Raw genomic sequence first — 14152 nt, forward strand, 5'->3', positions numbered from 1 at the left:
ATGACCGTGCGAACGCAAATTCAAGATGCAAGCTATGACAACGCGCCGGTAATCGACGCGCTAATCTACCGTTTAGAACCAGTCGTGCCAGACCGGAGTGACATTGGCCGGCAGCGGCGGCAACTTCGCGAAATCGACGCGGGATTCGCCCGGCGCATGGAAGTCGGTGCCGCGCGAGGCCAGGAAGCCGTAGCTGTTGGCCAGTTGCGCGTACACCGCATATTGCTCCGGCGTATGGCTGCCGGTGACCACCTCGATCGCCGTGCCACCCAGCTGCTTGAACTCGTCGAACAACTGCCCCTGGGCCAATTGGCTGAACTTGTAGCGGCCCGGATGGGCGATCACGGCCACGCCGCCGGCGCCGCGTATCCAGTTGACCGAATCGGCCAGGCTGGCCCAGCAATGAGGCACATAGCCCGGCTTGCCTTCGGACAGGTACTTCTTGAACACGTCGGGAATATTGGCGCAGGCGCCGATTTCCACCAGGTAGCGGGCAAAATGGGTGCGCGACATCAGGTCCGGATTGCCGACATACTTGAGCGCGCCCTCATAGGCGCCGACGATGCCGACCTTGGCCAGCTGGTTGGCGATCTCGCGGCCGCGGTTGTCGCGGCCGGAGCGGGTGCGGGCCAGGCCGTTGACCAGCCCGGCATTGTTTTCATCGATCTGCAGGCCGACGATGTGCACGGTGTCGTTGGCCCAGGTGATCGAGATCTCGACCCCGGTCACGAAGCGCATGCCCTGCTCCTGCGCGGCGACGCGGGCGGCGGGAATGCCGCCCACTTCGTCATGGTCGGTCAGCGCCCACACGTCCACCCCCGCCTGGCGCGCGTGTTGCGCCACGGCGGCCGGCGCGAGGACGCCGTCGGAAACGTTGGAATGGCAGTGCAGATCGACTTTCAACATATGGCTCTATGGTTACGGCAATGAAGTGATCATTGTACGCTGCCTGCGCAAAAGCCATCCATCGCCACATCAAGGCCGGCGCTACGAAGCCGGGCGCCGCGCGCCAGCAGCTCGGCAAAGCGCACCGGATCGATGTTGGAGCCGCACACCAGCAGCGCCACGCGCTTGCCCGCCAGCCGCTCGCGCAGCGGTCCGAACAGCGCGGCCGTCGCCACCGCGGCGGCCGGTTCCGCCACCAGCTTGGCGTCGCGGAACAGATGCAGCATGGCCAGGCAGATCTCGTCGTCGGTCACCCGCACCACCTCGTTGACGAAGCGCCGGCACACGCCGAAGCTGTAGTCCATCGCATACGGCGCGCCCAGGCTGTCGGCCACGGTGTCGACCCGCTCCAGCGCTTCCGGCCGGCCGGAGGCGAAGCTGCGGTACAGCGCGTCGGCGCCGAACGGCTCCACGCCGTACACCGCGCAGGCCGGATTGATCTGCTTGACGGCGGCGGCGATGCCGGCGCACAGGCCGCCGCCGCCCACCGGCACCACCACCGCGTCGAGGTGCGGCACTTGCGCCATCAGCTCCAGCCCGACCGTTGCCGTGCCCTGCGCCGTCAGCGGCCCCTCGTAGGGATGCAACATGGTGCGCGCCTCGTCGCGTTCGATTTCGCGGCCGCGCGCGAACGCCTGGTGTACGTCCGGCATCAGCAGCACTTCCGCGCCCAAGTCGCGGCAGGCGGCGATGCGGGCCGGGCTGGCGTGCTGCGGCATCACCACCTTGGCGCTGCACCCGGCCAGCCTGGCGGCGTAGGCGGCGGCGATCGCATGGTTGCCGGCGCTGACGGCGACGATGCCGCGCCGGCGCGCCGCTTCATCCAGCGCTTCGATGCAATTGATGGCGCCGCGCAGCTTGAAGGTGCCGGTCTTTTGAAACAGTTCCAGCTTGAGCCAGACTTCGCCCCCGGCAAACTGCTGCTCGACGACGCCGGTCTGCCAGCGCCACACGGGCGTCTCAAGGATTTTGCCGTCCAGGCGACGGGCGGTGGCGCGGATCTCGGCCAGCGAGGGATAGAGTTGGGTCATGGTGCTGCTCCATAGAATATTCGAGGGAATGCGGCTCAGCCGCGTGAGGGGCTGGGGGCGCCGAGCACCGGCGCAGCCGCAGCTCAGCGACCCTGAATAATTCGAATAATGGAGACGGCGGACAGGCTCCGACCGGCAAACGCGGCAGCACCAGCGTCGGAAGCGACGTGGCGGCGGGTTGGCAAGATGGTCGGATAGGAGGTCATGCGATCAATCATGCCAAATACGCAAAGCCTTGGCAAGCGTTTCCTGCCGATTGTCGCTAGCGCGCCAGGAATGCTTCGATCAGGTGCGCCAGTTCCTCCGGCTGGTCGTGGTGCAGCATATGGCCCGCATCGGCCAGCACTTTGCACTCAACGTCGCGCAAATGGCCGAGACGACGCTCCAGCTCGGCACGCCCTTCCTGCTCCCCTCCCATCCAGGTCCACATATTGGTCTGCTCGGCCTCCACCCACAGCGTCGGCGCCGTAATGGCGCTCCAGCAAGCCATGATGTCCTCCACGTGGTAAGGCAACGGGCCGGGCTGCTTGTGCGCCGGATCGCCGAGGATTTCCCATTCGCCCGCATCGTTCTGCGCCGACCAGTGCTGCGCCAGGAAGGCGGCGCGCTCGTCGCTGAGGCGCGGATTGGTCTTTTGCAGGCGCGCGGCGACGGCGGCCTGCGACGGATAGTTGCGCATTTCCTGCTGCTCCAGCAGCGCGTCCATCCACTTGGCGTAGCGGCCCGGCGCCTGCTCCGGCTTGCTGGAGCGCAGGCCGCCGCCTTCCAGGTTGATCAGCTTGCGGATGCGCTCCGGCCGCGCGCCGGCGTAGATGCCGACCACGTTGCCGCCCATGCTGTGGCCCAGCAGGTTGACCGCCTCGTCCGGCGAGTAGTGGCGCAGGATGGCGTCGAGATCGGCCAGGTAGTCGGGGAACCAGTAGGTGTCGGTGCCGCAGCGCTGCGACAGCCCGAAGCCGCGCCAGTCCGGCGCGATCACGTGCCAGTCGCCCTGCAAGGCGTCGACCACGAATTGGAACGAGGCGCCCACGTCCATCCAGCCGTGCAGCATGAAGATCTTGGGCGCGCCTTCCCGGCCCCAGTGGCGCAGGTGGCAGCGCAGGCCGCGGATGGTCAGGAATTCGGAACGGGACGAAGTGAAGGTCATGATGGTCCTTGAAAAAGCGTAAGCCGGCGCAATATCAGTTGCTTGCTGGCGATGAAGTAAAATAATAGCACGACCGTTCGATAGCCGCTCAAGCGTAAAATAGCGCCATCCCACCGCTCATCAGCGCCGAATTCAGCACTTTCAGCTCAACTAAGCAAGGTCTCCAATGTCTATATATCAACTGGGCGAACATGCGCCCGAAATCGATGCATCGTCATTTGTTGCCGACACTGCCACAGTGATCGGCAAGGTCAGCCTGCACGCCAACACTTCGGTGTGGTTCGGTGCGACGCTGCGCGGCGATAACGAACGCATCACCATCGGCGAAAACAGCAATGTACAGGAAGGCACGGTCATGCACACCGACATGGGCTACCCGCTCACGGTGGGCAAGAACGTCACCATCGGCCACCAGGCCATGCTGCACGGCTGCAGCATCGGCGACGGCGCCCTGATCGGCATCCAGGCCGTGATCCTCAACGGCGCCAAGATCGGCAAGGGCTGCCTGGTCGGGGCCGGCGCGCTGGTCACCGAAGGCAAGGAATTCCCGGATCACTCGCTGATTATCGGCTCGCCGGCCAAGGCCGTGCGCACGCTGAGCGACGAAGACACAGCGCGCCTGCTGGCCAGCGCCGACAGCTACGTCAAACGCGGCCAACTGTTCAAGACGCAACTCAAAAAGATTGGATAAAAAATGAGCATCACCCCCATCATCGGCCAGGACACCCTGCAAAAATTCATCTTCGATAACGCCTCCGTACGTGGCGAGTTCATCGACATTTCCGCCACCTGGCGCGAGGTGCTGTCGCGCCACGCCTACCCGGCCCCGGTCAAGAAACTGCTGGGCGAGATGGTGGCCGCCGCCGCGCTGCTGTCGGCCAACCTGAAGTTCAACGGCACCATCATCATGCAGATCCACGGCGACGGTCCGGTGAACCTGCTGGTGGTCGAGTGCGACGCCGAGCTGCATCTGCGCGCCACCGCCAAGCTCGCTCCCGACGCCGTGATCGCCGACGACGCCACCTTGCCGTCGTTGTTGAACGCGAGCGGCAAGGGCCGTTTCGTCATCACGCTCGATCCGGCCGACAAGATGCCTGGCCAGCAACCATACCAGGGCATCGTGCCGCTGGACGGCGACGATGTCAGCACCGTCATTGAAAACTACATGCTGCGTTCGGAACAGCTGGACACCAAGCTGTGGCTGGCGGCCGACGACAACGTCTCGCGCGGCCTGCTGCTGCAAAAGCTGCCTTACCACGGCGGCACGACCGCCGTCGAGAGCACGCCGCTGACCGAAGACGAAGCGCTGGAAACCTGGAACCGCGCCGTGATCCTGGGCTCGACCTTGAAGCAGGAAGAGATGCTGTCGACCACCATCGACGTGCTGATGCAGCGCCTGTTCTGGGAAGAGACCATCCGCGTGTTCGATCCGCTGCATCCGTCCTTCCACTGCACCTGCACCCGCGAGAAGGTCGGCAACATGCTGAAGATGCTGGGCCGCCCGGAAGTCGACAGCGTGCTGGAAGAGCTGGGCCACGTCGGCGTCAACTGCGATTTCTGCGGCCAGCACTACGACTACGACAAGGTCGATTGCGCCCAGCTGTTCGCCACCGACGCGCCGGTCGAAGCGCTGATCCCGGCGGGCGAAGTGAAGCACTAAGCCGAAAAGCCGCACTCAAGAAAAACGCGCCCGACGAAACCGTCCGGCGCGTTTTTTAACATTGAGGGTCAAGTCTGACATTCGGACACGAAGTCATCCATTTCGGATCTACAGTTAAGCTCGTGTCCGAATGTCAGACTTGACCCCATTGTGCTTTTTACATCGCCCCCTGCTCATCTCACGTCTTGGTGCAACGGGTTTCCATCACTTCGACCGCGCCCAGTGTTTGCGTGGACGTGGCGCTGCGCATCAGGTCGACCCGCTCGACGCAGGAACCGCGCAGGAAGCGCTCCTGGTTGCGGGTGCAGATCGTCACCGAGCCGGCGGTGCTGGTGCTGCAGTAAAAATCCTCGGCGCGCATGCGCACCAGCGCCTGCTCCAGCGGCATGCCCGGCTGTACCGTCTGCGTGACGAAGTTGCCCAGCCCCGCCTGGTTCACCGTGTAGCAGCCGGCCAGTTGGACCAGCCCCCCCAGCAGCGCCAGCATCAAAAGTTTGCGCATCGCGATCCTCTCATTATTTCCAGCCAGCAGTGTATCGCACCAGCGTCATGATCCGGTAACACTCGGTGCCTATCATGCGCAAAGTTTCCATTTCCTCCAACTGGTATCCAAGGCAAATCTGATGAACAAGAAATTATCCGCAGTGTGCTTCGCCGCGCTGAGCTTCCCTATGCTGGCGATGGCCGCCAACGTCGCCGCCGCCGTGGCCGACATGGCCGCCGATGCGCCCGCAGCGGCCGCGCAAGGCCAGGCTACGGAACTCGCAGCGGCGGTCGCCGCGCCGGTCGCCACGGTGGAAGTGTCTACCCGCAGAACCCGCTCCTCGGTGGCGCTGACCAAGGGCGATATGCAGAAAATCCTGCCGGGGATTAATCCTTTGAAGGCCTTGCAAACCTTGCCAGGCGTGAGCTTCCAGACCGCCGATCCATGGGGCAACAACGAGCAGAACCTGTCGCTGTTCGTGCACGGCTTCAGCGGCCCGCAACTGGGCTACACCATGGACGGCGTGCCGCTGGGCGACCAGCAGTACGGCAACTACAACGGCCTGTCGCCGCAGCGCGCCGTCATCAGCGAGAACGTCGGCAGCGTGATCCTGTCGTCCGGCGCCGGCGACCTGTCGACCGCGTCGACCAGCAACCTGGGCGGCACCATCGAGACCTTCTCCAGCGATCCGCAGCGCAGCCGCAACCTGGCCGTGCAGCAGACCGTCGGCAGCTACAACACCTCGCGCACCTTCGTGCGCTACGACACCGGCGACTTCGGCAACGGCAACAGCGCCTACCTCTCGGCCGTGCACCACGAACAGAAGGCCTGGGACTTCAACGGCCGCCAGGGCGGCAACCAGGTCAACGCCAAGTACATCAACCAAGGCAACGCCGGCAAGCTGACCCTGTACTTCAACTATTCGGACAAGATCGAACCGAACGAGGACGCCACCGTGCGCTCGGCCGCCGAGAAGTACCAGCCCTACACCCGTCCATTCATGTACCCGAACTTCCAGACCGCGCTGGCCTACCTGTCGCCGACCGGCGCCACGCCCGCGGCCGAAGGCAACAACTACCGCAACTACTACAGCGACGCCCAGCGCAAGGACTACTTGACCTACGCCAAGTACGACATGAGCGTCGGCGACTCGAGCACCTGGTCCAACCAGGTCTACTACCACAACGACGACGGCGTCGGCGTGGTGGCCGGTCCGATCGGCGTGGCCGGCCTGCCTGGCCTGTTCGCGGTCTACTTCCCCGGCCAGAACCTGAAGCAGGTGTTCGGCAACTCCGGCTACGCCACCCGCACCACCGAATACGCGATCAACCGCAACGGCTGGCTGTCGACCCTGACCAGCGAGTTCGGCAACCACAAGCTGCAGGCCGGCCTGTGGCTGGAGCATAACCGCTCGTCGGCCTACCGCCGCTGGTACGCGCTGGATGTGAACCACCCCAGCTCGCCATACGACCGTCCAGGCAATCCGCTGATCACCCAGTACGGCAGCGAGATCAACAACAAGGTCGTCCAGCTCCACCTGCAGGACGAATGGCGCGTGCGCGACGACCTGGCTCTGCAGGCGGGCTTCAAGTCCAGCCTGCAGTTTGCCGATGGCCAGTACCCGGTGCAGCCGGCCAAGGGCGCGATCGCCAACGGTTCGCTGGCGCTGCCGGTGGGCGAGATCATCACCAAGAAATGGTTCCTGCCGCAGGTCGGCGCGCGCTGGGACATCACGCCGCAAGACCAGATGTTCGTCAACGTGCAAAAAAACATGCGCCAGTTCGTCACCTACGGCGGCGGCGGCGCTTCGCCGTGGAGCCTGGCGAGCCAGGCCGCGTTCGACCTGTTCAAGAGCAGCGCCAGGCCTGAAACCTCGATCACCTACGAACTGGGCATGCGCACCAGCCACCAGCTGGACCTGGGCCCGCTGAAGGCCATCGACGGCCAGGTCAACCTGTACCACGTCGACTTCAAGGACCGCCTGCTGACCATCAGCCCGACCCCGGTGATCACTTCCATCATCGGCGGCAATCCGGTGCTGGCCAACGTCGGCAGCGTCAAGACCGACGGTATCGACATCTCCGGCACGCTGCATTTCGGCCGCATGTTCTCGTTCTACGATGCGCTGTCGTTCAACCGTTCGACCTACTCGGACAACTACAGCAACGGCAAGGACATCGTGCAGACCGCCGGCAAGGCCGTGCCGGGCAGCCCGGAGTGGATGAACAAATTCGTCGCCACGATGACCGTGGCCGACACCGAGTTCCAGCTGATCGGCGACTACGTCGGCAAGCGCTACGCCACCTACACCAACGACCTGGACGTATCGAGCTACTTCCTGATGAGCCTGGGCGTATCGGGCAAGCTGCCGTTCCTGAACAACAGCTGGGTGAAGAATGCGCGCTATCGTCTGAACGTCAGCAACCTGGCCAATCGCGAAGGCAACCTGAACGTGGTGGTCGGCGCGGCCAGCGGGACTTACAATACCTTCCCGATCGCACCACGCCAGGGTTTCCTGACTTTGATGGCTGACTTCTGATGAACCATCTTTATTTGCCCAAGCGCCTGTCGCGGCGCGGCTTCATCCAGGCGGCGGCGCTGACCGCCGCTACCACCGCTTCGTCTCTGATCCTGCCGGGTTCGGTGCTGGCCGCGACCACGCCGGACCTGTCCGGCATGCCGGGCGTCGGCCCGGTCGGCGCCGGCGCCAAGACCCCGCTGGTGTTCGGCCACCGCGGCGCCAGCGCGCTGCGTCCCGAGCACACGCTGGCCTCGTACGCCAAGGCCATCGCCGACGGCGCCGACTACATCGAGCCGGACCTGTGCAGCACCAGGGACGGCGTGCTGGTCGCGCGCCACGAGGCCTTCCTCAGCGAGACCACCGACGTCGCCAGCCATCCAGAATTTGCCAGCCGCAAGACCCGCAAGACCATCGACGGCGAAACCCACGAAGGCTGGTTCGTCGACGACTTCACGCTGGCCGAACTGAAGACGCTGCGCGCGGTGGAACGCCTGCCGCAATACCGCCCGGCCAGCGCGCAGTACAACGGCATGTTCCAGGTGCTGACGTTTGAAGAGATCATCGATTTCACCGCGGCGGAAGCGGCGGCGCGCGGCCGCATCATCGGCCTGGTGCCGGAGCTGAAGCATTCGACCTACTTCGCCAGCGTCGGCCTGCCGCTGGAGGACCGCTTCCTGTCCATCCTGGCGGCGCACGACTACACGCGCCGCAATCCGGTCGAGATCCAGTCGTTCGAAGTGGCCAACCTGAAATACATGCGCGGCAAGCTGGGGCAGCGCGCCAATTTGCGCCTGATGCAATTGGTAATCGGCGAGAACGTGCGGCCGATGGACGTGGCCAAGGCCGGCGGCACGCTGACCTTCTCGCAGATGTGCACGCCGGCCGGCCTGCGCGACATCGCGCAGTACGCCGACGTGGTGGCGCCGCCGACCCGTTCGCTGATTCCGTTGAAGAAGGATGGCAGCCTGGGCCAGCCAAGCGCGCTGGTGGACGATGCGCACAAGGCCGGCTTGCGGGTGGAGCCGTGGACCTTCCGTCCGGAGAATCATTTCCTGGCGGCGGACTTCCGCAACAACGCCGGCGACGCCGCGCGCAACGAGGCCGGTTCGATCGCCGAAATCAAGCGCTACATCGCCACCGGCCTGGATGGTTTCTTCACCGACGATCCGGCACTGGGCCGCGCCGCCCTCGCCTAAAGGCCGGGGGTCAAGTCTGACATTCAGGCCGGGGGTCAAGTCTGACATTCGGACACGAGCTCTACCGCTGTTGCGGTAGAGCTCGTGTCCGAATGTCAGACTTGACCCCCGCACAGCGGCAACTGGACCGTTGCCAACAGGCCGCCGCCCTGCGCGTCGCTCAGTTCGATGCGGCCACCGTGGCTGGCCGCCGCCGTGGCCGCGATCGCCAAGCCCAGTCCGCTGCCGCTCTTGGTCTGCTGCGGATCGCGGAAAAAGCGATCGAACACCCTTACCCGCAGTTCCGGCGCGATGCCCGGCCCCTGGTCCTCCACCGTCAACACCGCCTGCCCACCCGCGCAGGCCAGGCCGACCCGCACCACCCCATGCGGCGGACTGTACTTGATCGCGTTCTCCACCAGATTGTCCACCAGCGACACCAGGCTCTCGCGCTGCCCCAGGATGCTGGCCGGCGCCGCCACTGCCAGCTCCAGCTCCACACCCTCGCGCGACGCCAGCCCCGACAGCGCCGCCAACCGGTCCTGCAACAAGGCATCCAGCGCCAGCCGCACCTGCGGTTCGCTGCCGGTGGCGTCGCTGCGCATCAGTTGCAGCAACTGGCCGACCAGCCGCCCGGCGCGGTTGCCGCTGCTGAGTATGCCGTTCAACAATTCACGCTGCACCGGGCCGTTGGCCTGCCCCTGCATGGCTTCCGCGTTGACCCGCATGGCCGCCAGCGGCGTGCGCAGCTCATGCGCGGCATCGGCGATGAAGCTGCGTTCGCGCAGCGCGCTCTGGCTGACCCGCAGCAGCAGGGCATTGACGCTGTCGACCATCGCCGCCAGCTCGCGGTGCGGCGGCTTGAACGTCAGCGGCGTCAAGTCCTGCGGGCCGCGCGCCGCCACTTCCTGCGCCACCCGCCGCCACGGCCGCATGGCGATCCGGATCGACCACCACGCCGGCAAGGGCAGCAACGGCAGGCTGATCAACAAAGGCAGCAGGAAATAGCCGCGCGAATTGATCGTCATGAACACATTCAGGATGCCGACCGGCGCCGCCACCATCACCTGGGTGTCCGACGTCGGCGAGCGCACGGTGCGCGTGCGATAGCGCTCACCCTGCAGATGCACGGTATGGATACCCTCCGCATCGCCGCGTCGCAGGCCCGGCGGCATGGCTTGCGTATGGTAGACCAACCGTTCGCCTTGCCACACCAGCAGCAGCGGACCGAGCGATTCCAGTTTGCTGTCATCGAACTCCTCGCGCAGCGCGCCGTCGATCGCGGCCAGGCTCTGTTGCTGCCGGGCCGGCTGGCTGGCCAGGCTATCGGCCACGCTGACGATCGCATCGAAGGTCCTGAACGAGTTCAGGTAGCTGGGGCTGTCGCCGCCGTTGTGGACCACGATGGCGACCACGCCGCCCCACATCACCAGCACCAGCACCACCTGCACCAGCATCAAGCGCCGCACCAGGGTCGGCTCGGCGACCACCCGCCACAGGCGCCGCAGCCAACTCATGCCGCACCGCCCGGCGCCTGCTGGTCGATCACATAGCCGATGCCGCGCACGGTGCGGATATAGCCCTCGCCTATCTTGCGCCGCAGGTTGGCCATGTGGACGTCCAGCGTATTGCTGGCATTGGTCTGGCTGCCGGGCAGGGTTTGCTCCTCCAGCACGCGCCGGGTCAGCACGCGGTCGGTGCGCATCATCAGCATCTTGAGCAGCGAGTACTCGCTGGCCGTCAGCTCCACCGCGCGGCCGGCCACGCTGACGCGCCGGGTCGGCGCATGCAGCACCAGGCCGCGCACGTCGATGGTCTCGCCGTCGTAGCCGTAGCTGCGGCGCGCCAGCGCGCGCACCCGCGACAGCAGCTCGGCCAGCACGAAGGGCTTGACCAGGTAGTCGTCGGCGCCGCCGTCCAGGCCGGCCAAGCGATCGTCCAGCGTGTCGCGCGCGCTGAGGATCAGCACCGGCAGGCCGCCGCTGCTGTCGCCCTGCGCCTTGTTGCGGCGCAGCTGTCCGAGCAGGGTCAGGCCGTCGCCGTCGGGCAGGCCGAGGTCGAGCAGCACCAGGTCGCAACCGTCGCGCGCCAGGCTGCGCGCGGCGTCGTCCAGGGTGCGCACCCACACCACCTCCATGCCCTGCTCCGACAGCGCGATGCGCACGCCGTTGCCCAGGTCCAGGTCGTCTTCTATCAACAGGATTTTCATAGGCCGTATTAGACCATCCGAATCTGAAGATGAGCTAAAGAAGTCGTCTTCATGTTTCCTTCATCAAAGGCTCAGATTACCTTCATGGCAGCTGGCCATACTGCACCCAGTTGACCGGGCCATCGTGGCGCCGGTACTACTTCCGAATGGATGCAACCATGAACTTACGCCTGATCTCCACCGCAGCGGCTTGCCTGCTGCTTCCCTCCCTGGCCACGGCGGCCGACGACAGCCAGTTCGTGCTCGGCGGCGGCGTTGCGGCCGGCGCCCGTTACTCCGGCTCCAAGCAGAACACCGTCGCGCCGCTGATCCTGCTGGACTACAGCCATGCCAGCGGCTTCTTCGCCAGCACCATGCGCGGCGTCGGCTACGGCGGCCAGGGCGGCCCGCTGAGCTACAGCGCGGCCTTGGGCTATCGCGGCGAACGCAAGGAAAAGAACGAGAAGGGAGCCTTCGGCAACACCGGCAGCGCGGAACTGAAAGGCATGGGCGACATCAAGGGCAGCGCCAGCGCCATGCTGAGCCTGGGCTACAAGCCGGTGTCCATGCTGGAGCTGAACGTCAGCGCGGACATTCCGCTGTCGCAGCGCGAGAACGGCAAGAACTTCCACGCCGGCGTGAGCGCCCAGCTGCTCGACGCACCCAACGACCAGCTGTCGCTGAGCGCGGCGGCGGGCTTTGCGGACAGCAAGTACGCGCAGACCTACTACGGCGTGACGGCCAAGCAGGCGTCAACGTCGAAGTTCAAGGCCTACCAGGCCAAGTCCGGCCTGTACGAAGCGAACCTGATGCTGAGCTGGCAGCACAAGATCGACCAGAAATGGAGCGTCACCACCATGCTGGGCGCCAACCACCTGCTGCGTGTAGCGTCGCGCAGCCCGCTCACCCAGCGCAAGACCAGCCCCACCGGCGCGGTCTACGTCAGCTACGCCTACTGAGGTTCCAGCAGCAGGGTCTGGATGTCGCGGTAGATCAGCTCGGGCTGCAGGAAGGCCGGGCTATAGATCTCGCGCACCCGCCCCTGCCGGTCGAGCAGGAACAGCTTGACCTGGTGGTAGTACAGCCGCGTCGGCTTGCCCTCGTTGTCGAGCTGGACCGAGGTGCTCTGCCCCAGCTCGTCGAGGATGGGTTGCAGTTGTCCCACCGAGCGCGAGGTCAGGAAGTGCCAGCGCAGCTGCTGGCCGGGCAGCGCCAGCGCGCCGCCATAGTTTTTCATGGCTTCCGGCGTGTCGTTGACCGGGTCGAAGGAAATGCTGACGAACTGCACCCCGCGCGCCAGCCCTGGCGCGGCCAGCAGGCGCCCGCGCAGGTCATGCAGCGCGGACAACAGCGCCGGGCAGCCGACCGGGTCGCTGCAATAGGTGTACATGAAGTTGAGCAGCGTCACGCGGCCACTGGTGTAGCGCTCCAGCGGCACGTCGCGGGCCTCGCTGTCGAGCACCACGCCGTGCGGCCCCGGCTGGATCACCGGCAGGCTGTAGCTGCCGGCCGCCGGCACCATCAGTTGCGGCGGCGCGGCCGCCGGCCGCTGCGCCGCATCGGTTCCACTCAACAACAGCAGCACCAACACCAGCGGCCAGAAATCAACGCGACGACGCCACATTCGGGGCCGGCCTGGCGCTGAACTTCATGTGGTGCGGACGACCCAGTTTCTCCTTGTAGAAATCGATCTTCCATTGCTGGGCCAGCTCCTTGCCGTCCCAGTGGAACAGCTTGATGAAATGGTCGTCGTTGTCCAGGTCCCAGTGTTCCAGCAGGCTGGTGGTGATGTACAGGCGCTTGCCGTCCCAGCTCTGGCTGACCATGTTGACGTGCTTGCCGGTGACTTTTTCATAGACCTGGCGCGGCGCTTCCGGATTGCTCAGGTCGAACAAGCGGGTCTTGCCGTCCATGAAGGTGTTGACCCACAGGCCCTTGCCGTCGGCCGTGATCGACATATCGACCGGCAGCGGAATCTTGGCCGGGTCGCCGATCGGTCCGACGTCGCGCGCCTGCCAGCGGCCGCTGGCGTCGGGCTTGACCAGCCACAGCTTGGAGGTCAGCGCGGTGGCGGTGATCGCCCAGTTGTCGCCGCTGGCCTGCGACCAGCGCACTTCCAGCGGCGCGCCGGGGGTGCTGAAGATCTGCAGCGGCTTCATGGCCTTGAAGTCCCACAGCACCATGGTGTTGCCGAATTTTTGCATGGCCGCCGGGTCCTTGATCAGCTTGCCCAGGTCGGTGCGGTAGTTGTGGTAGCCGGTGAAGCTGGAGCTCAGCATGGCGTTGCGGGCGGGGTTGATCGCCAGGTCGTAGCCGTAGCCGTCGCCCTGCACGTCGCCGATCTTGCCGGTCGGGTTGGGATAGCTGGCCACCACGTCGCCCTTGTTGTTGTACACCGCCATGCCGGTGGCGCCGCCCATGTCGCGCGGGTTCGACAGGAAGCCGACCAGCATCCGGCCCGGCAGCGCATAGAAGGTGTGCGGGCCGACGAAACCGCTCTTGTCGACCACGTCATTGATGGTCTTCACCAGCTTAGGGTGGGCCGGGTCGGTGCCGACGTCGAACACGAAGATCTTGCTGTCCTGCAGACGCCCGGCCCACAGGTATTTGCGGTCTTCGGTGAAGCCGACGTGGTGGGCGTCGCCACGGCCCGCCACCGACAGCTTGTTGATCACCTTGCCGTATTGCGGCGAGGCCGGGTTGGCGTCGATGGTGACCAGCTTGTCGTTGCCGTCGCCGATGCCCTTGATGCCCAGCGTCCAGACGTGGACGTAGTCTTCCTGGCCCTTGATCAGGTTGGACATGTAGGGGGAGTTGCAGGTTTCGTCGGCGCCGGCCGGGCCGGACAACAATGCGGCAACGAGCAAACTGGCGATAGGCAGCGATTTCATTCCGGACTCCGTATATGTTTATTAATATATACAATTTGACATCGTCCGATTGAAAAATCAACCGTTACTTTTGTCTAGAGCGAAAAGCAACACGTCGCTATCGGTATGCA

General features: G+C 65.2%; 13 protein-coding genes. 5 read left to right on the plus strand and 8 right to left on the minus strand.

Translation table 11 applies throughout. From position 1 onward, the window contains the following. Window positions 1-72: 72 nt before the first annotated feature. From AC1RMD_RS24920 to AC1RMD_RS24930, 3 genes are all read right to left on the minus strand, one after another. Window positions 73-906 (minus strand): 3',5'-nucleoside bisphosphate phosphatase, encoded by an 834-nt coding sequence (locus AC1RMD_RS24920; RefSeq protein WP_492930438.1) that lies wholly within the window; start codon window positions 904-906, stop codon window positions 73-75. Window positions 907-935: 29 nt separating this feature from the next. Then, on the minus strand, window positions 936-1976 hold the full coding sequence (locus tag AC1RMD_RS24925; RefSeq protein ID WP_492930440.1) for a threonine ammonia-lyase: 1041 nt from the start codon (window positions 1974-1976) through the stop codon (window positions 936-938). Window positions 1977-2238: 262 nt separating this feature from the next. Beyond that, window positions 2239-3123, minus strand: a complete 885-nt coding sequence (locus AC1RMD_RS24930; RefSeq protein ID WP_492930442.1) for an alpha/beta fold hydrolase — start codon at window positions 3121-3123, stop codon at window positions 2239-2241. A gap of 166 nt (window positions 3124-3289) precedes the next feature. On the opposite strand from AC1RMD_RS24930, the gene AC1RMD_RS24935 reads away from it, so the two are divergent. Next, window positions 3290-3814 (plus strand): gamma carbonic anhydrase family protein, encoded by a 525-nt coding sequence (locus tag AC1RMD_RS24935; protein WP_492930444.1) that lies wholly within the window; start codon window positions 3290-3292, stop codon window positions 3812-3814. Window positions 3815-3817: 3 nt separating this feature from the next. Next, entirely contained in the window at window positions 3818-4783 is a 966-nt protein-coding gene (gene hslO, locus AC1RMD_RS24940; protein WP_492930446.1) for an Hsp33 family molecular chaperone HslO, read from the plus strand. A gap of 178 nt (window positions 4784-4961) precedes the next feature. Here the strand turns inward: hslO and AC1RMD_RS24945 are convergent, their stop codons facing one another. Further along, window positions 4962-5285: a hypothetical protein gene (locus AC1RMD_RS24945; RefSeq protein ID WP_492930448.1), complete on the minus strand. Its 324-nt coding sequence runs from the start codon at window positions 5283-5285 to the stop codon at window positions 4962-4964. A gap of 121 nt (window positions 5286-5406) precedes the next feature. Between AC1RMD_RS24945 and AC1RMD_RS24950 the strand changes: the two genes are divergently transcribed. Together AC1RMD_RS24950 and AC1RMD_RS24955 are read left to right on the plus strand one after the other, a co-directional pair. Continuing rightward, a complete protein-coding gene (locus AC1RMD_RS24950) occupies window positions 5407-7806 on the plus strand; it encodes a TonB-dependent receptor (RefSeq protein ID WP_492930450.1) in 2400 nt (799 codons plus the stop codon). Continuing rightward, window positions 7806-8984: a glycerophosphodiester phosphodiesterase gene (locus AC1RMD_RS24955; protein WP_492930452.1), complete on the plus strand. Its 1179-nt coding sequence runs from the start codon at window positions 7806-7808 to the stop codon at window positions 8982-8984. Before AC1RMD_RS24950 ends, AC1RMD_RS24955 begins: the two co-directional genes overlap by 1 nt. Before the next feature lie 95 nt (window positions 8985-9079). On the opposite strand, the gene AC1RMD_RS24960 is transcribed toward AC1RMD_RS24955, so the two are convergent. Further along, window positions 9080-10480, minus strand: a complete 1401-nt coding sequence (locus AC1RMD_RS24960; protein WP_492930454.1) for an ATP-binding protein — start codon at window positions 10478-10480, stop codon at window positions 9080-9082. Then, window positions 10477-11172, minus strand: coding sequence for a response regulator (locus AC1RMD_RS24965; RefSeq protein ID WP_492930456.1), 696 nt, complete (start codon window positions 11170-11172; stop codon window positions 10477-10479). The genes AC1RMD_RS24960 and AC1RMD_RS24965 overlap by 4 nt, the downstream gene beginning before the upstream one ends. A 158-nt stretch (window positions 11173-11330) precedes the next feature. On the opposite strand from AC1RMD_RS24965, the gene AC1RMD_RS24970 reads away from it, so the two are divergent. Next, window positions 11331-12110, plus strand: a complete 780-nt coding sequence (locus AC1RMD_RS24970; RefSeq protein ID WP_492930458.1) for a MipA/OmpV family protein — start codon at window positions 11331-11333, stop codon at window positions 12108-12110. Here AC1RMD_RS24970 and AC1RMD_RS24975 read toward each other — a convergent pair. Next, on the minus strand, window positions 12104-12775 hold the full coding sequence (locus tag AC1RMD_RS24975; RefSeq protein ID WP_492930460.1) for an SCO family protein: 672 nt from the start codon (window positions 12773-12775) through the stop codon (window positions 12104-12106). The two genes, AC1RMD_RS24970 and AC1RMD_RS24975, sit on opposite strands and share 7 nt — an antisense overlap. Beyond that, window positions 12756-14042 (minus strand): methanethiol oxidase, encoded by a 1287-nt coding sequence (mtoX, locus tag AC1RMD_RS24980; RefSeq protein ID WP_492930462.1) that lies wholly within the window; start codon window positions 14040-14042, stop codon window positions 12756-12758. Before mtoX ends, AC1RMD_RS24975 begins: the two co-directional genes overlap by 20 nt. Window positions 14043-14152: the final 110 nt, after the last annotated feature.

The organism is Duganella sp. GW822-FHT06D06 (assembly GCF_058799615.1).